The organism is Dyella koreensis, assembly GCF_044904565.1.
Lineage (GTDB): Bacteria > Pseudomonadota > Gammaproteobacteria > Xanthomonadales > Rhodanobacteraceae > Dyella_D > Dyella_D koreensis.
This window is the reverse complement of the sequence record NZ_JADIKD010000012.1, coordinates 759931-784602: the sequence shown is the minus strand read 5'-3', so window position 1 is coordinate 784602 and position 24672 is coordinate 759931. Positions and strand designations below refer to the sequence as shown.

Genomic DNA, 24672 nt, shown 5'->3' with positions numbered 1-24672 from the left:
GATTCTATGCCGCGAAAGCGGCGCTTCCAAGTCGGTTCAGATTTGGTGGGAGGTGTTCAGCCGCACTAACGTGCGGCCGAACGAGTCACCGGCCAGCATGCGTCCGAAAACGTCGGGCAGCTGATCCAGGCTGACTTCGCGGGTAGCGATGCGCTCAAGGTGCTGGGGTTTCCAGTCCCCGCCCAGGTGCTCCCATACGCGGTCGCGGATGTCGCGGGCGGTACCGGCCGAGGCAATGCCCAGCAGGCTGGCGCCACGGATGATGAAAGGCATCACTGTGCTTTCGAAAGCGATGCCGCCGGCATTACCGCAGATGGCGACATTGCCATAGGGCTCGATCAGGGGCAGCAGGCCGGCCAGCATCGGTCCGCCGACGTTGTCCAAGGCACCGCCGAAACGCGCTGAATCCATCGGCTTGCCGCTGAAGGCGAGCTGGTGGCGGTCGATGCATTGCGCTGCGCCCAGGTCGCGCAAGAAATCGAAGTGCGCGGCCTTGCCGCTGATCGCATGCACCTCATAGCCAGCGCGACTAAAGATATCGATGGCCAGCATGCCCACGCCGCCGCTGGCGCCGCTGACGGCGATCGGACCGAGCGAGGGCGTCTGCCGGTTATCCTGCATGCGCAGCAGCGCCAGCGCGGCGGTAAAGCCGGCGGTGCCGATGATCATGCTCTCGCGCAGGCTCAGCCCCTTCGGCAGCGGTATGGTCCATTGCGCGGGCAGGCGGATGTATTCGCCGTAGCCGCCGTCGCGCGTTTCGGACAGGCCACTGCCGGTGCATAGCACCTTGTCTCCTTCCTTGAACGCCGGGTCGGTCGAAGCGGCCACCACGCCGGCGGCATCGATACCGCCATTGAGCGGGTAGTGGCGAAGGATCTTGCCCTTGCCGGTGCCGGCCAGCGCGTCCTTGTAGTTGACCGACGAGTAGGCCACCTTCACGAGAACTTCGCCTGCGCTCAGCGCCTGCGTGTTCATCGTTTCAATGCCGCCACGGTAGCCGGCGTCGTCGTTATGGATGCGGAAGGCGCGGAAGTCCACCGGGGTGGAGTTAACGGCATCGGTCATGGCTGTTCCCGGTGGCGGCGGAAGAAAGTCGCTCAGGCTTCGACACTGCTGCGGTCGATCCACTTCGGCGTGTATTCGCCCTGGTAGTGCTCCATCCAGTGGAACAGCTTTTCCATGCTGTCGCCGAACCATACGCCATCGCGCTGCTCGGGACGCACGAAGCGCTCGTCCACCATGTGATCCATCATGCCGCGCAACTGCCGGTAGTAGCCGCGCACGTCGAGAAACGCGCAGGGATATTTGTGCAGCCCCAATTGCGCCCAGGTCAGCATCTCGAACATCTCGTCCATGGTGCCGAAACCGCCGGGCAGGGCGACGAAGGCGTCGGAGAGTTCGTACATGCGCGTCTTGCGCTGATGCATGGTCTCGACCACATGCATCTCGGTGAGATTCGGATGCGCCACTTCGCGCTCAACCAGCTGGCGCGGAATCACGCCGACGACCTTGCCGCCGCCCGCGAGTACCGCATCGGCCACGGTGCCCATCAAGCCGACCTTGCCACCGCCGTAAATCAGCGTGATGCCGCGCCTGGCCATTTCGGTGCCGAAAGCGCGCGCCTGTTCGGCATATTCGGGATGGCCGCCGGGGCTAGAGCCGCAGTAGACACAAAGGGCGGTGGGAGTAGGCATGGCTTCACTCGCTGCTGAAACAAAACGGCCCGCCCATGTCGCCACGAGCGGGCCGTCAATGGCCTGATACGACGATCAGTTGCCCTTGTGGATGGCGCGCTTGTCAACCGACAGGGCGGCTTCGTGCACGGCTTCCGACAGCGTCGGGTGCGCGTGGACGATGCGCGCCAGGTCTTCCGCGGAGCCCTTGAACTCCATCGTCACCACGGCTTCGGCGATCAGCTCCGACACACCCGGGCCAACCATGTGCGCACCGAGCAGACGATCGGTTTCAGCGTGGGCAATGATCTTCACCTGGCCGATGGCCTCGTTCATGGCGACAGCGCGACCGATGGCGGCGAACGGGAAGGTGCCGACCTTGTACGGAATGCCGGCTTCCTTCAGTTCCTTTTCGGTCTTGCCGGCCCAGGCAATTTCCGGCTCGGTGTAGATCACCCACGGCACGGTGTCGAGATTGATATGGCCCGCCTTGCCGGCGATCCACTCAGCCACAGCCACGCCTTCCTCGGAGCCCTTGTGCGCGAGCATCGGGCCGCGCACGGCGTCACCGATGGCCCACACGCCATCGACGCCGGTGTGGTTGTGCGCGTCGACCACGATGCGGCCGCGCTCGTCCAGCTTCACACCGGTGTCGTCGGCCAGCAGGCCGGTGGTGTAGGCGCGACGGCCCACGGCGACCAGCAGCTTGTCGACAACGAGCTCATGCACGCCGTCCTTGTCTTCGTAGGTCAGCGCGACTTCGTTCTTTTTGACCTCGGCCTTGGTCAGCTTGGCGCCCAGCTTGATGGCCAGGCCCTGCTTGGCGAATTCCTTGGCGGCGATCTTGGCGACGTCGGCGTCGGCCACCGAGAGGAAATCCGGCAGTGCTTCGAGGATGGTCACGTCCGAACCCAGGCGCTTCCACACGCTGCCCAGCTCCAGGCCGATCACGCCAGCGCCGATCACGCCCAGGCGTTTCGGCACTTCGGTGAAGTCCAGCGCGCCGGCGTTGTCGACAATCATCTTGCCGTCGAACTTGGCGAACGGCAGCTCGATCGGCACCGAGCCGGAAGCGAGGATGACGTTGGTGGCGCTGATGGTTTGCTTGCTGCCGTCAGCGGCAGTGATCTCGACGTTGTTGCCCTTGAGCAGCTTGCCGGTGCCGTAGTACGGCGTGACCTTGTTCGCCTTGAACAGCTGGCCGATGCCGCCGGTGAACTGCTTGACGATCTTGTCCTTGCGGCCGATGAAGGTGGCCACATCGATCTTCGGGTTGTCGGCACTGATGCCGTGCACCGCGAAGTTGTGTGTCAGGTTGTGGAACTGCTTGGAGGAATCCAGCAGCGCCTTGGACGGAATGCAGCCCACGTTGAGGCAGGTGCCGCCGAGGGCCTGCTTGCCGTCCTTGCCGGTGAAGGCGTCCACGCAGGCGGTCTTCAGGCCCAGCTGTGCGGCGCGGATCGCGGCCACATAACCGGCAGGGCCGGCGCCGATGACGATGACGTCGAATTTGTCGCTCATGGTTCTTATCTCTTGAAGGCGGGAACAGGGAGCGGGGAACGGGGAACAGAGAAGGTGCTTTTCACCGTTCCCCGTTCCTCATTCCCCGTTCCCGCGCTAATCAGATGCCCAACAGCATGCGCTGCGGGTTCTCAAGCTGGTTCTTGATATCGACCAGGAACAGCACCGCGTCCTTGCCATCGATGATGCGATGGTCGTAGCTCAGGGCGAGATACATCATCGGGGCGGCGATGACCTGGCCGTTCTCGACAATGGCGCGCTCCTTGATGGCGTGCATGCCGAGGATCGCGCTCTGCGGCGGGTTCACGATCGGCGTCGACAGCAGCGAACCGAAGGTGCCGCCGTTGGTGATGGTGAAGGTGCCGCCCTGGAGATCATCCAGGCCCAGCTTGCCGTCGCGCGCCTTCTTGGCGTAGTCGAGGATGCCCTTCTCGATATCGGCGAAGCCCTTGTCCTGCACGTCGCGCAGCACCGGCGTCACCAGGCCCTTGTCGGTGGACACGGCGATCGAGATGTCCTGGTAGCCGTGATAGACGATGTCGTTGCCGTCGACCGAAGCGTTGACGACCGGGTGGCGCTTCAGCGCTTCCGCGGCGGCCTTGACGAAGAAGCTCATGAAGCCGAGCTTCACGCCGTTCGTCTTCTCGAACTGCTCGCCGAGCGACTTACGCATCTTCACCACTTCGGCCAGATTCACTTCGTTGAACGAGGTGAGCATGGCGATGGAGTTCTTCGACTGCATCAGGCGCTCGGCGATGCGGGCGCGGATGCGGGTCATCGGCACGCGCTCTTCCGGACGCGAACCCGGCGTCGGCTTGACGGCCGGCGCAGCAGCGGCCGGAGCGGCAGCGCCACCCTTGCCGTAGTTGACCAGGTCTTCCTTGGTCACGCGGCCATCGCGGCCGGTGCCGGCGACCTTGGACGGGTCGATGTTCTGCTCGGTCGCCACGCGCAGGCCGGCCGGGGAAAGATCTTCGGTGCCCTTGGCGGCAGCGGCGGGAGCCGGGGCGGCAGCAGCGGGAGCGGCGGCCGGAGCGGCAGCGGCCGGAGCCGGCGCGGCGGCAACAGCGCCTTCCTCGATCACCGCGATCACCTGCTGGCTGGTCACGGTGTCGCCGGTCTGGAACTTCAGTTCCTTGATGACGCCGTCAACCGGGGCCGGCACTTCCAGCACCACTTTGTCGGTTTCGAGATCGACCAGGTTCTCGTCGCGCTTCACGGCGTCGCCGGCTTTCTTGTGCCAGGTCGCGATGGTGGCGTCGGAGACAGACTCGGGCAGGACGGGGACTTTGACTTCGATGGACATGCTTGTCTTACTCCGCGGAGTGGTCGGTGCCGATCGGCGCGACCAGCGCCTGCTCGACGAGCGCCGCTTGTTCGGCGACGTGGGTATTGAGGTGGCCTGCGGCTGGCGCCGGCGAACGAGCGCGTCCCGCGTAGGAGAGGCTCTGCTTGCTGTTCACGCAAGCCTGCAGGTGATGACGGATCTGGAACCAGGCGCCCTGGTTCATCGGCTCTTCCTGGCACCAGATCACTTCCTTGGCGGAAGGGAACTTCTCCAGTTCGGCCGTGACTTCCGGGCGCGGGAACGGATAGAGCTGCTCGACGCGCACGATGGCGACATCGGTCACGCCGCGCTTTTCCGCGTCCTCCAGCAAGTCGTAGTAGACCTTGCCGGCGCACAGCACCACGCGCTTGACCTTCTTGGCCGCCAGATCGCGATGCTCCGGGATCACCAGCTGGAAGCTGCCGGCGGCGAGCTCGTCCAGCGTGGAGACGGCCAGCTTGTGGCGCAGCAGCGACTTCGGCGTCATCACGATCAGCGGCTTGCGCGTCGGGCGCACCATCTGGCGGCGGATCATGTGGAACGCCTGGGCCGGCGTGGTCGGCACGCAGACCTGCATATTGTCCAGCGCACACAGCTGCAGGAAGCGCTCGAGGCGCGCGGAGGAATGCTCCGGACCCTGGCCTTCGTAACCGTGCGGCAGGAACAGCGCGAGACCGCACAGGCGGTTCCACTTGGCTTCGCCCGAGCTGATGAACTGGTCGATCACCACCTGCGCGCCGTTGGCGAAGTCGCCGAACTGGCCTTCCCAGATGTGCAGGGTGTAAGGATCGGTAGTGGCGTGGCCGTACTCGAATGCCATCACCGCTTCTTCGCTGAGCAGCGAGTCGATCACTTCGACGTCGGCGGTCGGACGCACGTTGGTGAGCGGCATGAAGGTGTGGCCGTCCTTCTGGTCATGCAGCACGGCATGACGATGGAAGAACGTACCGCGGCCGCAGTCCTGGCCGACCAGACGCAGGTTGTAGTCCTGGTCGATGAGCGTGGCGTAGGCCAGGTTCTCGGCAAAGCCCCAGTCGCCGGCCTGCTCACCGGCGGCCATCTTGCGGCGGTCGTCATAGATCTTGGCTACGCGCGACTGCAGCGTGATGTCCTTGGGCACATCGAGCAGCTGGTTGGCCAGCTCGACCAGCCGCGCCTTCGGCACGCCGGTGTCGGTCTGGGTGGACAGCTTGCCGCCGATGAACTGGTTCCAGTCCACCTCGATGTCCTTGACCAGCGCGCTGGTCAGTTCGGTCATCGGGTTGCCGGCTTCCAGGCGCTGGCGATAGTCGTCGACCATCTTCTGGCCGTCGCCGTCGGCGATCACGCCTTCCTTCACCAGCTGCTGCGCGTACAGGTCGCGGGTGGTCGGGCGGGCGCGGATGATCTGGTACATCACCGGCTGCGTGGCGGCCGGTTCGTCGGCCTCGTTATGGCCGTGGCGGCGGTAGCACACCAGGTCGATCACCACGTCCTTGCGGAACTGCTTGCGGAACTCATACGCCAGGCGCGTGGCCTGGATCACCGCTTCCGGATCGTCGCCGTTCACATGGAACACCGGCGCGTTGACCATCTTGGCCAGGTCGGTGCAGTACAGCGTGGAGCGGGCGTCCTGCGGGTTGGAGGTGGTAAAGCCCACCTGGTTGTTCACCACGATGTGCAGGCTGCCGCCGGTCTTGAAACCGCGCGCCTGCGACATGTTGAACAACTCCATGTTCACGCCCTGGCCGGCCAGCGCGGCATCGCCGTGCACCAGCACAGCCATCGACTGCTGGCGCTCGGTGTCGCGGCGGCGGGTCTGGCGCGCATGCACCGAGCCGGCCACCACCGGGTTGACGATTTCCAGGTGCGACGGGTTGAAGGCCAGCGCCACGTGGGTGCCGCCGTTCGGCGTCTTGACGTCGGCGGAGAAGCCCATGTGGTACTTGACGTCGCCCGAGTGCGCCGGGTCGTCCGGGTGCTCGAACTTGCCTTCGAATTCGTTGAACAGCGTCTTCGGCGGCTTGCCCAGGATGTTGACCAGCACGTTGAGGCGGCCACGGTGGGCCATGCCGATCACCACTTCCTTGATGCCGTTGTCGCCAGCGAAGCGAACCACGTCATCGACCATCGGGATCAGGCTGTCGCCGCCTTCCAGCGAGAAGCGCTTCTGGCCGACGTACTTGGTGTGCAGGTAGCGCTCCAGGCCTTCGGCCGCAGTCAGCTCGCCCAGCACGCGCTGCTTGCCGGCCTTGTCCAGCCCGGCGCTGCCGTTGGCTTTTTCGAGGCGCGAGTACAGCCAGTTGCGCTGCTCATGATTGCTGATGTGCATGAACTCGACGCCGAGGGTCTTGGTGTACACCTTCTTCAGCCGGTCCAGCAGGTCGCGCAACTTCAGGCGCACACCACCGCCGGCGTAGTTGCCGCAGTCGAACTCGGTATCCAGGTCAGCGTCGCTCAGGCCATGGAAGGCCAGGCCGAGATCCGGCGCCGGCAGCTTCTCGCTCAGGCCCAGCGGGTCGAGGTTGGCGGCCAGGTGGCCGCGCGAGCGGTAGGCGGTAAGGATGCGCAGCACCGCGGCCTGTTTGCGCGCGTGGGCATCGTCCACCGGAGCGCCGGCAACGGGGCCGCGCTGCTTTTGGGCGGCCTCAATACGTGCAATGGCCGCAGAGTGGGGAACGTCCCCCGACTCGCGGCCTTTGAAGGTCTCGAAGTATTTGCTCCATTCGGCGGGAACCGACGAAGTGTCGGCCAACCAGGATTCATACAATTGCTCGACGTAATCGGCATTGCCGCCGGCGAGTTGGGACGAATCAAAGAACTCGCGAATCAGATTTGTGCTCACGTCACCACCGGTGAGGGAAGGTAGGCCTGCAGCCATCCCCCTAAGTGCGGCACCTTAAGCGCAGTGTCGACCCAGTCGGATGGCGGGGAAAAATCCTGTTAATTATAGCCCCGGGGTGCTGCGACGCGGCAACCCAGGAAACGCGATTGAAGTGGGGTTGATGCGCAATATTTCGAGTGTCGGGGTACCGACCATCGTCGTAGAGGCTTCATTCGCAGGGTTTGCCGGAGGATTTGGCGCCGGCCCGCCGGTGAGGGCGGACCGATCCGGCGTTCAGCGGCCTCTTAGATATCAAGCGGCTGCAGGGCTGTCGCGCGGACCGCGCGCTCCCATACTTCATTGAAATGCTGTTGCAGCGGCGCCTGCCCGCTGCGGTCATTGGCGGACGCGCGCCCCTGAGGCCGTCCGGCATCCGGTTGGAACAGATAGCCGCCGCTATCCGTAAGCAGGTAGGCCGAGCTGTAAGCCAGATCGAGTTCTTCCATCGGGGTGCGGACCAGCATCACGCTGGGCAGCCGCTGCGCCAACGCCACCAGTCGATGGCTGTCGCGCAGCGCGGCGGCGGGATCGTGCAGCAGCACGCGGATTTCCGAGCCGCGGCCAGAGGTGGCGATACGCCTCAACTCGTCCAGCTCGGCGGAGGAGTTATAGATGTCGGTGGGCAGGATCGGCTGGTAGATCATCAGCCGGTACCTGGCTTGCCGCAGCAAGGCAAGACGGGTGTCGGCCTGTTCGCTGCGGCTGCCGGCGGGAAGGCTTTCCGCGGCGGCTTGGGCGGGGCGGTCGGCGGTGGTCAGCGCCAGGGTCATATGCCGATGCGGGATGCCCGCATCGTCGAAGACCTCGCCGTGCGCCACAAAGCCTTCGCGCTCATAGAAGCCGATGGCGCTTACCTGGGCATCCAGCGAAACCTCGGCCCAGCCCAGCGCGCGGGCGCGACTGATCAGTTCGCGCAACAGCGCGACACCCACGCCGGTGCCACGCCAGGGTTGCCGCACGGCCATCCGTCCGATCTTGTGCAACGGGGTCAACCGGCCGCAGCCAATGGGCTGGCCGGCGGCATCGCGGGCCAAGACATGGGACGAAGGTTCGTCCAGTTCGTCCCATTCCAGCGCTTCGGGGACGTTCTGCTCCTGCACGAAAACTTCCAGCCGGATCTCGCGCAAAGCCTCCCGGTCCCGCTCGCGGGTCCAGTCGGCGCGTTCCAAATGGAAGTCCTGCAACTTCATCGGCGGCGTGCCTTCTGCGGCAGCCAGTGGCCATCGTTGACCAAGGTCAGCAGCAAGGCCAGTTCAGTGGCCGCAGGGGATTTGGCGAAGCTGATGACGCGCTGTTCGCACAGCTGCTCGGCCAACGCGGCCGGCGCGGGATAGGCGTGGCCGCTGACGAACAGAGTGGCGCCAGCCTTGGTCTTGGCCCAGGCGAGCCGCGCCCAAGGGTGGCGCAGCAGCTGGGCGCCGCCGTCCAGTTGCTTGCGCAGAGCGGCCTCGGTCATCGGCTTGTCCGGGTGGGCGGGTACCTGCGCGTTGCGGTAACGGGTAATAAAGCGGCCGAACCAGTCGGTCAGCAAGGCGTCGTCCATGGCGGCGGCGAACGACAAAGCCTGTTTGAGGCGGGCCAGGGCGGCGCGATCGATCTCACCGACGGATTTGGCAGGTTTGAGGTCGGCATCGGTGTAGCGCAGTTCGTCCGGTAGGCGCTCGGCGAGGTAATCAGCCAGGTCGCCGGTCAGCTCGGCGCGCGAGGGTGCGCGCATGCCGACCGAGAAGGTCATGCAGGGGCCGCCGAAGGCCGTGCCGTCATGAGGTACGCCGGGCGGCAGATAGAGCATGTCGCCTGGTTCCAGCAGCCATTCGTGGGTGGGCTCGAAGTGCTTGAGCTGCTTCAGCTCCACGTCGTCGCGGAAATCCTTCGGCGCGGCCGGGTCGTCACTGATCGCCCAATGCCGCTGGCCCAGGCCCTGCAGCAGAAACACGTCGTACTGGTCCACATGGGCGCCGACGCCACCACCCGGCTCGGCGTAGGAAATCATGATGTCGTCCAGCCGCCAGCTCGGCAGGAAGCGGAACGACTCCAGCAGGGCGGCCACGTCCGCATCCCATTTGTCGACGTCCTGCACCAGCAGGGTCCAGTTGCTGTCGGGGGTGCGGGAGAAGTCGTCCTCGCTCAGTGGGCCGGTCTTCACGCTCCAGCGGTCGCGCTTCTCGTCATGAATGATCAGGCGCGACAGTGCCGCTTCCTCGCAGGCGAGGCCGGCCAGGTCGTTCGGTTCGATCGGGGGTATGAAGCCCGGGAAGGCGTTGCGGATCAGCAGCGGGCGTTTCTGCCAGTAGTCGCTGAGGAACTGCGCCGGGGTCATGCCCAGGGGCTGCCGGGCGGAGCCGCGGACTTCGATGGGGAGGGGGCGGGACTTGGTCATCCGGGCATTGTAAGCGCAGCCGCCGTCCGGCCGTGCCAGGTAGTCCGGGGCGGTGCCGCAAGCCCGGCGAAGGGTAGGGGCTTAACCCGGAAATAATGGATCGGACATGTGCATATGTCGATACATCCTTTCATAAGCATGGAGCGATAAACGTATCTTTGGGCGTATAGGCGGATAGACGTCCAAAGGAAGCATCGGTGAACGCAGTAGTTTCCCCCGCGCCGGCCCCATCGCCGCTGCCGGAAGAAAAGGTCCGGCAGCTGGATCGGCTGCTCGACGGCCTGGCTCCCCATCAGTTGTACTGGGTGGCGGCGCACAGCGCGGCCTTTGCCGCACGCCAGCCGTTTTCCGCTGCGCCGAAAGCCGAGGTGGTGCCGGGCGAGCGAGTCACCGTGCTCTACGGCAGCCAGACCGGCAACGCGCGGCGCATCGCCGAACAGTTAAGTAAGCGCCTTGAAGCCGCCGGCCTGGCGGTGCGTCTGGTGCGCGCCGATGCCTATCCGCAGCGAGAACTGGCGCAGGAACGCTATCTGGCTGTGGTGATCAGCACCCAAGGCGAGGGCGAGCCGCCGGATGACGCGCGCGGCCTGGTGGAGTTCATCGCCGGACGGCGTGCGCCGCGCCTGCCTTCGCTGCAGTTCACTGTGCTCGGCCTGGGCGACTCCAGTTACCCGCAGTTCTGCGCCATCGGCCGCCAGCTCGACGCCCGGCTGGCGGAGTTGGGCGGTACCCGTCTCGCTGCGCTGGGCGAGGCCGATGTGGACATCGATGCGGTCGCCGCGCCATGGACGAATACCGTGCTGGAGCATGCGGGCGAGGTCGTGGCGAAAGCGCCATCCCTGGCCGTGCGCGTGCCCAATCTGCAGGCAGTGCCCAGCCGCACCATCTATTCCCGTGAGCAACCATTCGAAGCTGCCGTGCTGGCGAACCAGCGCATCGTGTCGCGCGACAGCGAGCGGGAAGTGCGGCACTTGGAGCTGTCGCTCGAAGGCTCCGGCCTGGATTACGCACCTGGTGACGCTTTGGGTGTGTGGCCGCAGAACCCGCCCGCCCTGGTGCGGCAATGGCTGGATGTGCTGAAACTGGATGGCGGTACGGAAGTAAGTCATGAAGGTCGCAGCTTGCCCCTGGCTCGCTGGCTGGGCGGTGAGCGCGAGTTGACCCGCCTGACCCGCAGCTTCGTCGCCACCCATTCCACGGCAAGTGGCAGCGGAGATCTGGCTCGCGTACTGCAACCGGAACATGCGGCGGAGTTCGCCCGTCTGCTGGCCGAGTACCAGCCGATCGATCTGTTGCGCCGTTATCGCGGCGCATGGTCGGCCGATGCGCTGGTGGTGGCATTGCGTTCGCTCACGCCGCGCCTGTATTCCATCGCCTCCAGCGCCAGGGCAGTGGGCGAAGAAGTGCATCTCACGGTCGCCACTGTGGATTACCTCGCTCACGGCGAACCGCACTGGGGTGCCGCTTCATCCTTCCTGGCCACGAGCGATGAAGATGGCCGCGTTCCTGTTTTCATCGAGCCGAACGAACGCTTCCGGCTGCCCGCCGATCCTTCGCGCGACATCATCATGATCGGCCCCGGCACCGGCGTGGCGCCGTTTCGCGCATTCGTGCAGGAACGTCGTGAGATCGCGGCAAGCGGGCGCAACTGGCTGCTCTTCGGCAATCGCCATTTCAGCCAGGACTTCCTCTACCAGCTCGAATGGCAGGACGCGCTCAAGCAGGGCGCACTGCATCGCCTGGACCTGGCCTTCTCCCGCGACGCCGCCGACAAGGTCTACGTGCAGCATCGCCTGCGCGAACACGGCCGTGAGCTGTATGCGTGGCTCAAGGATGGCGCGCATCTCTACGTCTGCGGCGATGCCACCCACATGGCCAAGGACGTGCATGCCGCACTAATCGACGTAGTCGCCACCCATGGCGGCCAATCCCCGGAAGACGCCAAAGCCTGGCTCGCCGACCTCCTGCAACAAGGGCGTTACGCCCGCGACGTGTATTGATATGAGCAGCCCGCTTTCCGAATTCGAACGCATCAAGGCCGAAAGCCGCTTTCTGCGCGGCACGATTGCCGAAGGCCTGCGCGATCCCGTCACCGGCGCCATCAGCGATGACGACGGCAAGCTGCTCAAGTTTCATGGCAGCTACCAACAGGACGACCGCGACCTGCGCGACGAGCGGCGCCGCCAGAAGCTGGAGCCGGCGTACTCCTTCATGCTGCGCGCGCGGTTGCCTGGCGGTGTGGTGACTCCTTCGCAATGGCTGGTGTTCGATCGACTCGCGCGCGAGCACGCCAACGGAACGCTGCGCATCACCACGCGGCAGACCTTCCAGTGGCACGGCATCATCAAGCGCAAACTCAAGCCGACCATCGCCGCTATCCACGATGCACTGGCCAGCACCATCGCTGCTTGCGGCGACGTAGTGCGCAATGTGGTGAGCACGCCGAACCCGGTGGAGACGGGCGCGCATGCGGCCGCCTTCGCCTGGGCGGCCAGGCTTTCCGATGGGCTTGCACCGACGACGCGCGCGTATCACGAGATCTGGCTGGACGGCGAAGCTTTGGTCGGCGAGCCCGAGCACGAACCGCTGTACGGCGCCACGTATCTGCCGCGCAAATTCAAGATCGGCCTGGCCATTCCGCCACTCAATGATGTGGATGTGTTCGCGCAGGACCTGGGCTTGATCGCGATCATCGAGCAGGGTGAGTTGCGCGGCTTCAATGTCGCGGTCGGCGGCGGCATGGGGGCGACGCATGGCGACCCCACCACGTATCCGCGTTTGGCGACGGTGATCGGCTTCGTGCCGCCGGAGCGCCTGTTCGTCACGGCGGAGGCCATCGTTGCCGTACAGCGCGACTGGGGCAATCGCAGCGAGCGCAAGCACGCCCGACTGAAATACACGCTCGATCATCGTGGTGTGGATGCCTTCAAGGCTGAGCTGGAAGCACGGCTTGGTTTTGCGCTGGAAGACGAGCGCGCCTTCCGCTTCGACCACAACGGCGATCGTTACGGCTGGATCGAGGGGCATGATGGTCGCTGGCACCTGACCCTGCAGATCGAATCCGGTCGTCTGGCTGATGTGGGCGAGCGCCGCTGGCTGACGGGTTTGCGCGAACTGGCCAAAGTGCATCAGGGCGACTTCCGCCTTACCTGCAACCAGAACGTGATCGTGGCGAACGTGCGAGACGAAGATCGCGCGCGCATCGACGAGATCGTCCGCACGCACGGACTGGACGGTTACCGCCAGCACAGCGGCATCCGCCGCCACGCCGTGGCTTGCGTCGCCTTGCCGACCTGCGGCCTGGCCATGGCCGAGGCTGAGCGCTATCTGCCGCATCTGTTGGACAAGGTCGAGGTGTTGTTGGGCGAGCATGGTTTGTCCGACGCACCCGTTCTGCTGCGCATCTCTGGCTGCCCGAACGGCTGCTCGCGCCCGTATCTCGGCGAGATCGCTCTGGTCGGTCGCGGACCCGGCCGCTACGACCTGCGCTTGGCTGCGGATTTCAGTGGCCAACGGCTCAACCAGGTGTATCGGGAGAATGTGGACGAGGACACCCTCCTTGACGCGCTCGAACCACTGTTCACCCGCTATGCCCGCGAGCGCGGGCAGGGCGAACACTTCGGTGATTTTCTGTTGCGTACCGGTGTGGTCGCACCTGTTTCGTCGCGGCGCATTCCAGCCGAGGTAATCGCATGAGCAGCATCACGCTGGAGGAGGCCAAGCACGAACGAAAGGCGCTGGCTGCGTTGAACGCCTGGCTCGGTGAGCAGAGCGCAGAGCAACGTGTGGCCTGGATGTTGGAGCACACGCCAGGCAACCACATGCTGTCTTCCAGCTTCGGTGCGCAGGCGGCTGTATCGCTGCATCTGGTGACGCAGCAGCGTCCCGGGCTGCCGGTGGTGCTGATCGATACCGGCTATTTGTTTCCGGAGACCTATCAGTTCATCGACGAACTGACCGCGCGCCTGTCGCTCAATCTCAAGGTTTACCGCGCTTCCCTGAGCCGGGCATGGATGGAATCTCGCCACGGACGGCTTTGGGAGCAGGGCGTAGACGGTTTAGACCGCTACAACCAACTGCGCAAGGTCGAGCCGATGCAGCGTGCGCTGGATGAGCTAGGCGTTGGCAGTTGGTTCGCCGGTCTGCGTCGCCAGCAGTCGCGCAGCCGCGAAAGCATCGGTTTCATCGAGCGCCGCGGCGAGCGCTGGAAGTGCCACCCCATCGCGGACTGGACCGATCGCGACGTTGGCCAATACCTGCAACGGCATGGTCTGCCATACCACCCGCTATGGGAGCAGGGCTACATCTCCATCGGCGATACCCATACCACCCGGCGCTGGGAACCGGGCATGGATGTGGAGGACACCCGTTTCTTCGGCCTCAAGCGCGAGTGCGGACTGCACAGCCTCGCGTAAGCCGCCTAGCCGTTACCACCCCGATCACTACAAAGAAACCATCATGAGCCAGAGTGCACTCGCCCCGATCCAGCCCGCGTTTGAAGAAGACGCATTGATCCCGCCTCATGGCGGCACGCTCAAAGACCTCTATCTGCCGCAAGCCGACGCCGACGCGCTGAAACAGCGCAGTGCAAGTCTGCCGGCGCTTGATCTCAACACCCGCCAGCTATGCGATCTGGAGCTGTTGCTCAATGGCGCATTCTCACCGCTGGAGGGTTTTCTCGGCGAGGCCGATTACCGTCGCGTCGTCGACGAACTGCGCCTTGCCGATGGCACGCTATGGCCGATTCCGATCACGCTCGATGTGAGCGAGGAGTTTGCCGCGTCGTTGTCAGCCGGCAGCGAAATCGCACTGCGCGACATACAGGGTGTGCCGCTGGCGGTGCTGGAAGTGCAGGACATCTACCGTCCTGATCTTGTCCACGAGGCGCAGCAAGTTTTCGGTACGGTCGACCGCGCGCATCCCGGCGTGGCTGAACTGCTCGAGCGCACGAGGCCGGTCTATCTCGGTGGCCGCTTGCGTGGCATCCAGTCGCCCGTGCATTACGACTTCGCCGAATTGCGCGACACGCCGCGCCATCTGCGTGAGTGGTTCGCAGCGAACGGCTGGAGCCGCATCGTTGCCTTCCAGACGCGCAATCCCATGCACCGTGCCCACCGTGAACTGACCTTGCGTGCCGCGCAGAAGGTGGGCGCGAAGCTGTTGATCCAGCCATCGGTGGGCCGCACCAAGCCAGGCGATGTGGATCACTACACGCGTGTGCGCTGCTACCGCGCGTTGTTGCCCCAATACCCCGCCGACAGCGCCAAGCTGTCACTGCTGCCGCTGGCCATGCGCATGGGCGGTCCGCGCGAAGCGATATGGCACGCGATCATCCGCAAGAACTACGGCGCCAGTCATTTCATCGTAGGGCGCGATCACGCGGGCCCCGGCAACGATTCCAGTGGCAAGCCGTTCTACGGTCCGTTCGAAGCGCAGCAGTTGCTGGAGCGTTATCAGGCCGAGCTGGGCATCCAGGTCGTACCGTTTCCGGCGATGGTTTATGCGGCCAACCGCGACACGTATGTGCCGGCGACCGAAGTGGCGGCCGACGACGACGTGCGCGACATCTCGGGTACCCAGCTGCGCCGCCATCTGCATGAGGGCAGCGAGATTCCTTCGTGGTTCTCCTTTCCCGAGGTGGTGAGGATCCTGCGCGAGCGCCATCCCGCGCAGGCGCCACGGGGCTTTGCACTGTTCTTCACTGGCTTGTCGGGTGCTGGCAAATCCACCATCGCGCAGGCGCTGGTCGCGCAGTTGCTCGAGCACACCAGTCGTGCGGTGACGGTGTTGGATGGTGATGAGGTGCGCAAGCATTTGTCGCGCGGCCTGGGTTTTTCGCGTGAGGATCGCGCGGCGAACGTGACGCGCATTGGTTATGTCGCCAGCGAGATTGTGCGCCACGGCGGCATTGCAGTGTGCGCGCCGATCGCGCCTTATGCCGATGCGCGTGCGGATGCGCGCTCACTGGTGGAGGCGCATGGCGACTTTATTGAGATCCATGTGGCGACGGCGTTGGAGGTATGCGAGGCGCGCGATCGCAAGGGTCTTTATGCGCAAGCGCGCGCCGGGAAGATTGCGCACTTTACGGGGATCAGTGATCCGTATGAGGTGCCGGAGCAGCCGGAGTTGCGGGTGGATGGGGATGGGGCGGTGCCTGCGGTGTTGGCGGGGCATATTCTTGATTTGTTGAGGAAGCGGGGGTTGCTTGCGGTTTGAGCGCTTTGCTGCCTCTCTCTTTAAGAGGGGTGCTTGCGATATCCACCCCTAATCCGTCATTCCGGCGTAGGCCGGAATCCAGTGGTGTTATCGCTCGGTTTTAGCGTCTGCGTGTTCTGGTCCGCCTGCGGCGGGGTTTCGTCCTCCTGCCGGAGGCCGAGTTACTTTTCTCTGCTTGCCCAGAGAAAAGTAACCAAAAGAGAGGGCACCCCTCTTACGCGCCCTCCGGCTTCGCCGGCGGGTCCGTGAGGCTTGGCCGGGCTTTTCGACACGACATCCCTGTCCTGTCGAAAAGGCATCGGCATCCATGCCGATGCCCCCTTCGGGGCCTTTTCGTCCAACCCTCACCGCTTCACAGGGGACCCGGTTACGGGCTCGCTTCGCATCGCCTTTCAAAGAAGAAGAAGAGCAGCTCCCTCTCCCCTCCGGGGAGAGGGTTGGGGTGAGGGGTGGGTGCTCGGGATAGTGTTGCTACGTAGTGGGTTTAATGCATTTCAACAAACGACTTGCGCAAGCTTCAATCCACATCCGCCGTCACAAACGCCACGCGCTCCCGCCAATGCGGAATGGCCGGCCAATGCGTGGCCGATGTTCCAGTGCTCGCCAGCAGCCGACTGACCGCGCGTCGCTCGAGGTGAGGCGCAAACAGTCCGATGAATTCGAGGGCGTATTCGCGTAGGACGCTTTCGCGTCTGAGTACGATCCAGGTGGTGCAGGGTGGGAACAGGTGGTCTGCGGGGAGTGCTCGCAGGTCGGCGTTGTCGCTGGGGAGCAGGGCCATTTCGGCGAGGATGCCGATGCCCAGGCCGGCGCGGACGTAGGTTTTGATCAGGTCGGCGTCGCTGGCGGTCATGGCGATCTGCGGGTGCAGGTTGACGGCGTGGAAGGCGCGGCTCAGGGAGGAGGTTGCCTTGAGTGAGGAGTCGTAGCTGATCAGTGGCTGGGCGGCGAGTTCGTCGAGAGTAGGTGGGCGGCCCAGGTTGGCGAGCGGGTGTTGTTGGGGTGCCAGTACGACGCGATTCCAGCGATAGGCCGGCAGGGCGATGCCGGTAGCGGGTGGGGCGGCGCCGGCGGTGCTGACGATGGCCAGGTCGACGTGGCCGCCTTCCAGCAGGCCCATCACCTCCGCATCGGCAGACGGTTGCAGGTGCACGCTGACTTGCGGGTATTGGCGACTCAGTGCGGCGACGGCGCTGGGTAAGGCGAAACGCGCCTGGGTGTGGGTGGTGGCGATGCGCAGGCTGCCGCGCGACTCGTTGCGCAGGTTGGCGGCGATGGAGCGGATGTTGGTGGCTTCGGCCAGGATGGCCCGGGCGCGTTCCAGTACGTGGCTGCCGGCGTGGGTGATGGAATCCAGGCTGCGGCCTTTGCGGTGGAACAACTGGAAGCCGAGTTCGTCCTCGAGCTGCTTGAGCAGCTTGCTGAGTCCGGGCTGGGTGGCGTGTACGCGTTCGGCGGCGAGAGTGATGTTAAGGCCGGCGTCGGCGATGGCGACGAGATAGCGCAATTGAGTCAGGGTCATGCGAAAGCATCCGTGGGCGGGCGTGGGCAGTAGTCAGGCTCGGGTCCGCGGCAGGGGTACATCGCATGCTGGCATGCGCCTGGAAGAACGCGTTCATCGCCAGCATGCCGGCCTTGGTATGAAGCAGGGCTGGGGTTGCGTGCATGGCGATGGTCGTTTCGGTGGGCATGATTTAGACGTCTATACATCCATTTAATGATCGCGTCAACGAGGTCGCGGGAATTCGTTGTATTTTGCGACGGGGTACATAACCCGGCGGCATATGGAGCGGGCCATAAATCATTTGCACGGCCATCGGGGGCTGCCTAGCGTGGAGATATCCGCCCTCAGAGGCATATGCCCGTGGAGTCCACCCACCCATGAAGCTGTATCCCTTGTTCGCCGATCTCTCCGGACGGCCTGTGCTGGTGGTCGGTGGTGGCGTGGTCGGTGAGCGTAAGGCAGCGGCTTTGCTGGAGGCGGGCGCGGCGGTTACTGTCGGCGCGATATCGGCTTCGCCTGCGTTGCGTGCCTGGGCTGCTGCCGGCCACATCACTCTGAGGGAAGGTCATTTTCAGGAGGTCTGGCTGGACGATGCGTGGCTGGTGATAGCCGCCACCGGTGACACCGATCTCAACCGGCGTATTGCGACGCTCGGCGGAGAACGCCGTTTGTTCGTCAACGTGGTGGACGATGCGGCGCTGTCCAGTTTCCATGTGCCGGCCGTGGTGGACCGCTCGCCGGTGACGATAGCGATTTCCAGTGGTGGCGATGCACCGGTGCTCGCGCGCCTTCTGCGCGAGCGGTTGGAGACATGGCTCGATCCCGCGCTGGGGCCGCTGGCTACGCTGGCATCCCGCCTTCGCAAACGTATTCGCGAACGGCTGCCGGATCTGCGCGCCAGGCGCACCTACTACGAGCAGCTGTTCACCGGGCCGGCGCTGCAATTTCTACGCCGTGGACAACCCGCGCTGGCCGAGGCGGAAGCGGAGCGGGCATTGGCGGCGAACGTAACCGATGGTCGTGGCTCGGTCGTGCTGGTAGGAGCCGGACCAGGCGATCCGGGCCTGCTCACCCTGCGCGGCCTGCGTGCCTTGAACGAGGCGGACGTGATCCTGCACGACCGGCTGGTCAGCCCGGAAGTACTTGCACTCGCGCGTCGCGACGCCGAGCGCATCGAAGTCGGCAAGCAGGCCGGCAATCATCATGCGACGCAGGAACAGATCCATGCGCTGATGCTCGAACATGCGACGGCAGGTCGGCGCGTAGTGCGCCTGAAGGGCGGCGATCCATTCGTGTTCGGGCGCGGCGGTGAGGAGCTGGAATTCCTGCGTGCGCATGGCGTTGCTTATGAAGTCGTGCCCGGCATTACCGCCGCGTTGGCTTGCGCGGCTTATGCCGGCATTCCTTTGACCCATCGCGAGCATGCGCAGTCGGTGCGCTTCGTCACGGCACATTGCCGTGGGTCGCACGATACCCTCGATTGGGCGGCGCTGGCGCAGGAGCGGCAGACGCTTGCGGTCTATATGGGTGTCAGCGAGCTGGGCGTATTGCAGCAGCACTTGCTGGAGCACGGACGCGCAGCGGAAACCCCGTTTGCCCTGGTCGAGAACGGATCGCGAACGGAGCAGCGCGTAGTGACAGGCACGCTCGCGCATCTGGCGGAGCGCGCAGAAGCCCATCAGGTACATTCGCCGGCCTTGCTGATTCTCGGCGAGGTAGCGGCGCTGGCATCATCGCTGGCCTGGTTCGGCAAGCCGCCGCTGGAAGGTGTCGCGGATAGTCGCCGTCTTCACCGTGAGCCAGCGAGCATCAGCCCTTTGGCTGGCTTGGCGGCACGCCGCGCCTGACAAACAATCCGTTTACCGGCGCAGGCGCACTATCGCCCGCGCTCCTTTTTTCTTCAGGTATCCCCTTCAGGTGTTCCCTTTCAGGTTCCATGGAGTGACCCATGATCTACAACAGCATCCTCGACACCATCGGCAATACCCCCATCGTCAAGCTGCATCGCCTGGCGCCGAAGCATGTCGAGCTTTACGTCAAAGTAGAGGCCTTCAACCCGGCGGGTTCGGTGAAGGATCGTCTGGCGCTGGCGATCATCCTTGACGCCGAACGACGCGGCACGCTGAAGCCTGGACAGACCGTGGTCGAAGCGACCTCCGGCAATACCGGCGTGGCGTTGGCGGCGGTGTGTGCGGCGCGCGGCTACCCCTTCGTGGCGGTGATGAGCGAGACCTTCTCGATCGAGCGCCGCAAACTGATCCGCGCGTACGGCGGCAAGGTGCTGCTGACACCGGCGGCGGAGCGCGGCAGCGGCATGGTGCGCAAGGCGGCCGAACTGGCCGAAAAGAACGGCTGGTTCCTCGCGCGCCAGTTCGAGAACCCGGCCAATCCCGAATACCACCGCAACACCACGGCACCGGAAATCCTGCGCGACTTCGCCGGCCGCCGGCTCGACTATTTCGTTACCGGCTGGGGCACTGGCGGCACCCTGACTGGTGTGGGCGAGGTGCTGAAAGTGGCGCGACCGGAGGTCAAGGTCATCGCCAGCGAACCGGCTGGTGCGGCACTGCTGTCAGGCAAGGAATGGCAGCCGCACAAAATCCAGGGCTGGACGCCGGATTTCGTGCCCGCCGTGCTCAATCGCAACGTGGCACACCAGATCCTGCCGATCGACGATGTGCTGGCTCGCGACACCTCGCGCGAGCTGGCGCAGAAGGAAGGCATCTTCGTCGGCATCTCGTCGGGTGCGACGCTGGCGGCCGCCTTGCAGGTGGCAAAGGATGCGCCGCAGGATTCAGTGTTGCTGGCGATGTTGCCCGATACCGGCGAGCGCTATCTGTCGACGTTCTTGTTCGAGGGCGTCAACGAGGGATCGGACGAGGTGGAGTGAAGCTGTAGCGTCGCTCCTTCTCCTTCCCCTGCTCGCCGGGGAGGGGTGAGTACTTGAGGAAACGCAGCAGGAAAGGTTTTCTCAAGGAGCTACCCCCTCCCGGCCTCCCCCTGTCCCACGGGGACTAGCTTCGCGTCGCGAGCAGGGGGAGGAGAAGTGGGGCTCTCCGTACTACCTACCCCGTCGTGGCAAGGTTTCCCATTCCGCGATCAGTTTCCGGCCCACGTTGGCGATCGCATCGATGGCCGGAAGCAATTCGCGCCCCAGCGGCGTCAATGCATATTCGGCCGAGGGCGGCGAGGTGCGCAGTACCCGTCGCGTCACCAGGCCTCGGGATTCCAGCTCGCGCAGGCGTGCGCTCAATACGCGCGCGGAAATCTTCGGCATGTCATGACGCAGTTCGCCGAAGCGTCGGGCTTCGCCGCTCAACTGCCAAACCACATTAGGCGCCCACGCACCGCGCAGCAGGCTCAGTACTTCGCTGAGCGGGCAGGCGGGTGGCGGCGCGACTTTGCTCTTGCGTACGGGCAGGCCCATGAACGTTGATCCGATGTGGACTGATCCAATGTGAACCAGGTAACTCGACGGTTACCGCATTTTACGGGTTACCTATGGTTAGGTGGTATCCAAGAGTAACCATGGATGGCTAGCATGTCGGGGTTTTCCGTCCACCCCCACCTTGGAGCATTGCCATGAAGCTTTATTACGCCGCAGGCGCGTGTTCGTTGTCGCCGCATATCGTTGCGCTGGAAGCCGGTATCCCGGTCGAACTGGAGAAGGTAGACAACAAGACCAAGCGCACCGCCAGCGATCAGGATTACTGGCAGATCAATCCGAAGGGTTATGTGCCGGCCTTGGCGCTGGATAACGGCGAGCTGCTGACGGAGGGGCCGGCCATCGTGCAATACCTCGCCGACTTGAAGCCGGAAAGCGCACTTGCCCCGGCGAATGGCACGTCGGCGCGTTACCGCCTGCAGGAGATGCTCGGCTATATCAACTCCGAATTGCACAAGAGCTATTCGCCGTTGTTCAAGCCAGAAACGCCCGACACGGTGCGTGAAGAGCGCAAGGAATATCTGCGCAAGCGCTACCGCCTGCTTGAGCAGCGCCTGGCCCAGCATCCGTGGCTGATAGGCGATCACTTCACGGTGGCCGATGCTTACCTGTTCACCGTGACCAACTGGGCCAAGCATGTGGCACTCGATCTTTCCGAGTTCCCGGCACTGCTGGATTTCCAGCAGCGTGTCGCCGCGCGCCCCACGGTGCAGGCAGCACTCGAAGCGGAAGGCCTGATCAAGAAGGCCGCGGCCTGAAACAAGAAGGGGCGCCAGTGGGCGCCCCTTTCTTTATTGCAGTGGTGAAGCGGCGGCGACGATCAGATATCGCGCGCCAACGGCTCGGCCAGACCGATATAGCCACCCGGTGTGAGATCCAGCAGACGCTGCTTCGCATCCGCCGGCAGGTCGAGTCCGGTGATGAACTGGCGCATGGAATCCTTGGTGATGCCCTGGCCGCGGGTCAGTGCCTTGAGCTGTTCGTACGGCTCCGGCAAACCGTAGCGGCGCATCACGGTCTGCACGGCTTCGGCCAGCACTTCCCAGCTCGCATCGAGATCGGCGGCGAGGCGGTCGGCGTTGACGGTCAGTTTGCCCAGGCCTTTCTGCAGCGATTCCAGTGCCACCAGGGTGTGGCCGAAGGCGGTGCCGAGGGCACGCAGCACGGTGGAATCGGTGAGGTCGCGCTGCCAGCGGCTGATCGGCAGCTTCTCGGCGAAATGGCCGAGCAGGGCGTTGGCGAGGCCGAAGTTGCCCTCGGCGTTTTCGAAATCGATCGGGTTGACCTTGTGCGGCATGGTCGAGGAACCGACTTCGCCGGCCTTCAGTGCCTGCTTGAAATAACCCAGCGAGATGTAACCCCAGATATCGCGCGCCAGGTCGATCAGGATGATGTTGGCGCGGCGTACGGCGTCGCAGTATTCGGCCACGCCGTCGTGCGGTTCGATCTGCGTGGTGTACGGGTTGTAGTCCAGGCCCAGGCTTTCCACGAAGCGCTGCGAGAACGCGCGCCAGTCCAGCTCCGGATAGGTGATGGCATGCGCGTTGTAGTTGCCCACGGCGCCGTTGATCTTGCCCGGCACTTCCAGCGCGGCGAGGTGTTTGCGCTGACGCTCCAGGCGCGCCACCACGTTGGCGAGTTCCTTGCCCAGTGTACTCGGCGAGGCGGTCTGGCCATGGGTGCGCGAGAGCATCGGCAGCGCGGCGTTGGTGTGGGCCAGTTCGCGCAGTTTGGCGATGATGCGGTCAAACGCAGGCAACAGCACCTGCTCGCGCGCGTCGCGCAGCATCAGCGCGTAAGAGAGATTGTTGATGTCTTCGCTGGTGCAGGCGAAGTGCACGAACTCCTTGGCCTGGGCCAATGCGGCGTCGTTGCCGATGCGCTCCTTGATGAAGTACTCCACTGCCTTCACATCGTGATTCGTGGTCGCTTCGATCGCCTTGATGCGCGCACCATCGTCCACGCTGAAGTTGGCGGCGATGGCCTTGAGCTGGGCTACCTGGGCCGGCGAGAACGCGGGCAGCTCGGCGATGCCATGGTCCGCGGCGAGCGCCAGCAGCCACTCGATCTCCACATGCACGCGGCGATGCATCAGGCCGAACTCGCTGAAGATCGGGCGCAACGCTTCGGCCTTGCTGGCGTAGCGGCCGTCCAGCGGCGACAGGGCGGTCAGGGCATGGGAGGACATCGAGAGGTGTTCCGGAGCAGGGAAAGCGGGCATTTTACAACAGGCGCCGGGACCCCGCGGCCAGCGGAGCCTTTGGCACGACTCTAACGAAAGCCGGCCTATAGTCCCCGGCGGGCCTCACCATCCAAGGAATCCTGCATGAGCCAGTACCGCATCGAGCACGACAGCATGGGCGAACTGAAAGTCCCGGTCGATGCACTGTACGGCGCGCAGACCCAGCGCGCCGTCGACAATTTCCCCATTTCCGGCCTGCATTTGCCGCGGCCTTTCATCCGCGCGCTGGGGTTGATCAAGGCCGCGGCGGCGGAGGCTAATCTGGCTCTTGGCTATCTGCGCAAAGGGCAGGCGGCGGCCATTCGCAAGGCCGCGCTGGCGGTGGCGGATGGCCAGTTCGACGACCAGTTCCCCATCGACGTGTTCCAGACCGGCTCCGGCACCAGCACCAATATGAATGCGAACGAGGTGATTGCGCACCTCGCGGGCAAGGCTGGCACTAAGGTGCACCCCAACGATCACGTCAATTACGGGCAGAGCTCGAATGACGTGATTCCCACCGCTATCCACGTCAGCGCCACGCTCACGACCAGCGAACAGCTGCTGCCCGCGCTGAAGCATTTGAAGAAAACTATCGAGCGTCGCGCGCGCGAATTGAAGAACACGCCCAAGACCGGCCGCACGCATTTGATGGACGCGATGCCGGTGACCTTCGGCCAGGAGCTGTCCGGCTGGGCGGCGCAGATCGATTCGGCGATCGAACGCATCGAAGACAGCCTCAAGCGCATGCGCCGCCTGCCGCAGGGCGGCACTGCCGTTGGCACAGGTATCAATGCCGATCCGAAGTTCGGTTCGGCGGTAGCGCGCGAACTGAAGAAGCTCACTGGCGTGCGCTTCGATTCGGCATCCAATTATTTCGAAGGCATGGCGGGGCAGGATGCGGCGGTGGAGCTTTCCGGTCAGCTCAAGGCGCTGGCGGTGGCGTTGATGAAGATCGCCAATGACCTGCGCTGGATGAATTCCGGCCCGCTTGCGGGGCTCGGTGAAATCGAATTGCCTGCTTTGCAACCCGGCTCGTCGATCATGCCGGGCAAAGTGAATCCGGTGATTCCGGAGGCTACGGCGATGGTGGCGGCGCAAGTGATCGGCAACGACGCCGCCATCACCATCGGCGGTCAGTCGGGCAACTTCCAGCTCAACGTGATGCTGCCGCTGATTGCGCACAATCTGCTGCAGTCCATCGACATCCTTGCCAATGTCAGCCGCCTGCTGGCCGACAAGGCCATCGCCGGCTTCAAGGTCAATACGGCGCGCGTGAAAGAGGCGCTGGAGAAAAACCCGATCCTGGTCACCGCACTCAATCCCGTGATCGGTTACGAGAAAGGCGCAGCTACGGCCAAGCAGGCTTATAAGCAGAAGCGGCCGATCATGGACGTGGCGCTGGAAACCACTGGCCTGTCGAAGGATGAGCTGAAGCAACTGCTGGATCCCATGGCGCTCACCAAGGGTGGCATCCACGGCGGAGGCGGTGGCGGCGGTTGAGTGCCGCCTAGGGCGGGTG

Annotated in this window: 18 protein-coding genes; 8 read left to right on the top strand and 10 right to left on the bottom strand. The window is 64.5% G+C overall.

Going from position 1 to position 24672, the window contains the following annotated elements; translation table 11 throughout:
- Positions 1 to 36: 36 nt before the first annotated feature.
- The 7 genes from ISS97_RS18380 to ISS97_RS18350 form a co-directional block, all read right to left on the bottom strand.
- A complete protein-coding gene (locus ISS97_RS18380) occupies positions 37 to 1065 on the bottom strand; it encodes a YhdH/YhfP family quinone oxidoreductase (protein WP_379983142.1) in 1029 nt (342 codons plus the stop codon).
- A 32-nt stretch (positions 1066 to 1097) separates the two neighbouring features.
- Positions 1098 to 1694 carry an LOG family protein gene (locus ISS97_RS18375; RefSeq protein ID WP_379983143.1) on the bottom strand — a complete coding sequence of 199 codons (597 nt, stop codon included), beginning with the start codon at positions 1692 to 1694 and terminating at the stop codon, positions 1098 to 1100.
- A 75-nt stretch (positions 1695 to 1769) separates the two neighbouring features.
- Positions 1770 to 3194, bottom strand: a complete 1425-nt coding sequence (gene lpdA, locus ISS97_RS18370; RefSeq protein ID WP_379983144.1) for a dihydrolipoyl dehydrogenase — start codon at positions 3192 to 3194, stop codon at positions 1770 to 1772.
- Between the two features lie 100 nt (positions 3195 to 3294).
- Positions 3295 to 4500 carry a 2-oxoglutarate dehydrogenase complex dihydrolipoyllysine-residue succinyltransferase gene (odhB, locus tag ISS97_RS18365; RefSeq protein WP_379983145.1) on the bottom strand — a complete coding sequence of 402 codons (1206 nt, stop codon included), beginning with the start codon at positions 4498 to 4500 and terminating at the stop codon, positions 3295 to 3297.
- Positions 4501 to 4507: 7 nt separating this feature from the next.
- The gene (locus ISS97_RS18360; protein ID WP_379983147.1) at positions 4508 to 7345 is read right to left on the bottom strand and encodes a 2-oxoglutarate dehydrogenase E1 component; all 2838 of its coding nucleotides are present in this window, start codon (positions 7343 to 7345) and stop codon (positions 4508 to 4510) included.
- 284 nt (positions 7346 to 7629) lie between these two features.
- Complete coding sequence (locus ISS97_RS18355) at positions 7630 to 8574, bottom strand: GNAT family N-acetyltransferase (RefSeq protein ID WP_379983148.1); 945 nt, start codon at positions 8572 to 8574, stop codon at positions 7630 to 7632.
- A complete protein-coding gene (locus ISS97_RS18350; RefSeq protein ID WP_379983149.1) occupies positions 8571 to 9764 on the bottom strand; it encodes a JmjC domain-containing protein in 1194 nt (397 codons plus the stop codon). The genes ISS97_RS18355 and ISS97_RS18350 overlap by 4 nt, the downstream gene beginning before the upstream one ends.
- A 197-nt stretch (positions 9765 to 9961) precedes the next feature.
- Here ISS97_RS18350 and ISS97_RS18345 point away from each other — a divergent pair, with 197 nt between their 5' ends.
- The 4 genes from ISS97_RS18345 to ISS97_RS18330 are packed head-to-tail and all read left to right on the top strand — an operon-like array spanning position 9962 to position 15980.
- On the top strand, positions 9962 to 11764 hold the full coding sequence (locus tag ISS97_RS18345; RefSeq protein WP_379983150.1) for an assimilatory sulfite reductase (NADPH) flavoprotein subunit: 1803 nt from the start codon (positions 9962 to 9964) through the stop codon (positions 11762 to 11764).
- A gap of 1 nt (position 11765) precedes the next feature.
- Positions 11766 to 13460, top strand: a complete 1695-nt coding sequence (cysI, locus tag ISS97_RS18340; protein WP_379983151.1) for an assimilatory sulfite reductase (NADPH) hemoprotein subunit — start codon at positions 11766 to 11768, stop codon at positions 13458 to 13460.
- Positions 13457 to 14179 carry a phosphoadenylyl-sulfate reductase gene (locus ISS97_RS18335; RefSeq protein WP_379983152.1) on the top strand — a complete coding sequence of 241 codons (723 nt, stop codon included), beginning with the start codon at positions 13457 to 13459 and terminating at the stop codon, positions 14177 to 14179. Before cysI ends, ISS97_RS18335 begins: the two co-directional genes overlap by 4 nt.
- A 43-nt stretch (positions 14180 to 14222) precedes the next feature.
- Positions 14223 to 15980 carry a bifunctional sulfate adenylyltransferase/adenylylsulfate kinase gene (locus tag ISS97_RS18330; protein ID WP_379983153.1) on the top strand — a complete coding sequence of 586 codons (1758 nt, stop codon included), beginning with the start codon at positions 14223 to 14225 and terminating at the stop codon, positions 15978 to 15980.
- Positions 15981 to 16497: 517 nt separating this feature from the next.
- Here the strand turns inward: ISS97_RS18330 and ISS97_RS18325 are convergent.
- Positions 16498 to 17502 (bottom strand): LysR substrate-binding domain-containing protein, encoded by a 1005-nt coding sequence (locus ISS97_RS18325; protein ID WP_379983154.1) that lies wholly within the window; start codon positions 17500 to 17502, stop codon positions 16498 to 16500.
- 359 nt (positions 17503 to 17861) lie between these two features.
- Here ISS97_RS18325 and cysG point away from each other — a divergent pair, with 359 nt between their 5' ends.
- Both cysG and cysK read left to right on the top strand, forming a co-directional pair.
- A complete protein-coding gene (gene cysG / locus ISS97_RS18320) occupies positions 17862 to 19331 on the top strand; it encodes a siroheme synthase CysG (protein ID WP_379983155.1) in 1470 nt (489 codons plus the stop codon).
- 101 nt (positions 19332 to 19432) lie between these two features.
- Positions 19433 to 20374, top strand: coding sequence for a cysteine synthase A (gene cysK, locus ISS97_RS18315; RefSeq protein WP_379983156.1), 942 nt, complete (start codon positions 19433 to 19435; stop codon positions 20372 to 20374).
- 171 nt (positions 20375 to 20545) lie between these two features.
- Here the strand turns inward: cysK and ISS97_RS18310 are convergent, their stop codons facing one another.
- Entirely contained in the window at positions 20546 to 20911 is a 366-nt protein-coding gene (locus tag ISS97_RS18310; RefSeq protein ID WP_379983157.1) for a winged helix-turn-helix transcriptional regulator, read from the bottom strand.
- A gap of 155 nt (positions 20912 to 21066) precedes the next feature.
- On the opposite strand from ISS97_RS18310, the gene gstA reads away from it, so the two are divergent.
- The gene (gene gstA, locus ISS97_RS18305) at positions 21067 to 21687 is read left to right on the top strand and encodes a glutathione transferase GstA (protein WP_379983158.1); all 621 of its coding nucleotides are present in this window, start codon (positions 21067 to 21069) and stop codon (positions 21685 to 21687) included.
- Between the two features lie 62 nt (positions 21688 to 21749).
- On the opposite strand, the gene purB is transcribed toward gstA, so the two are convergent.
- The gene (purB, locus tag ISS97_RS18300; protein ID WP_379983159.1) at positions 21750 to 23117 is read right to left on the bottom strand and encodes an adenylosuccinate lyase; all 1368 of its coding nucleotides are present in this window, start codon (positions 23115 to 23117) and stop codon (positions 21750 to 21752) included.
- 138 nt (positions 23118 to 23255) lie between these two features.
- On the opposite strand from purB, the gene ISS97_RS18295 reads away from it, so the two are divergent.
- The gene (locus ISS97_RS18295; protein ID WP_379983160.1) at positions 23256 to 24653 is read left to right on the top strand and encodes a class II fumarate hydratase; all 1398 of its coding nucleotides are present in this window, start codon (positions 23256 to 23258) and stop codon (positions 24651 to 24653) included.
- Positions 24654 to 24672 lie beyond the last annotated feature (19 nt).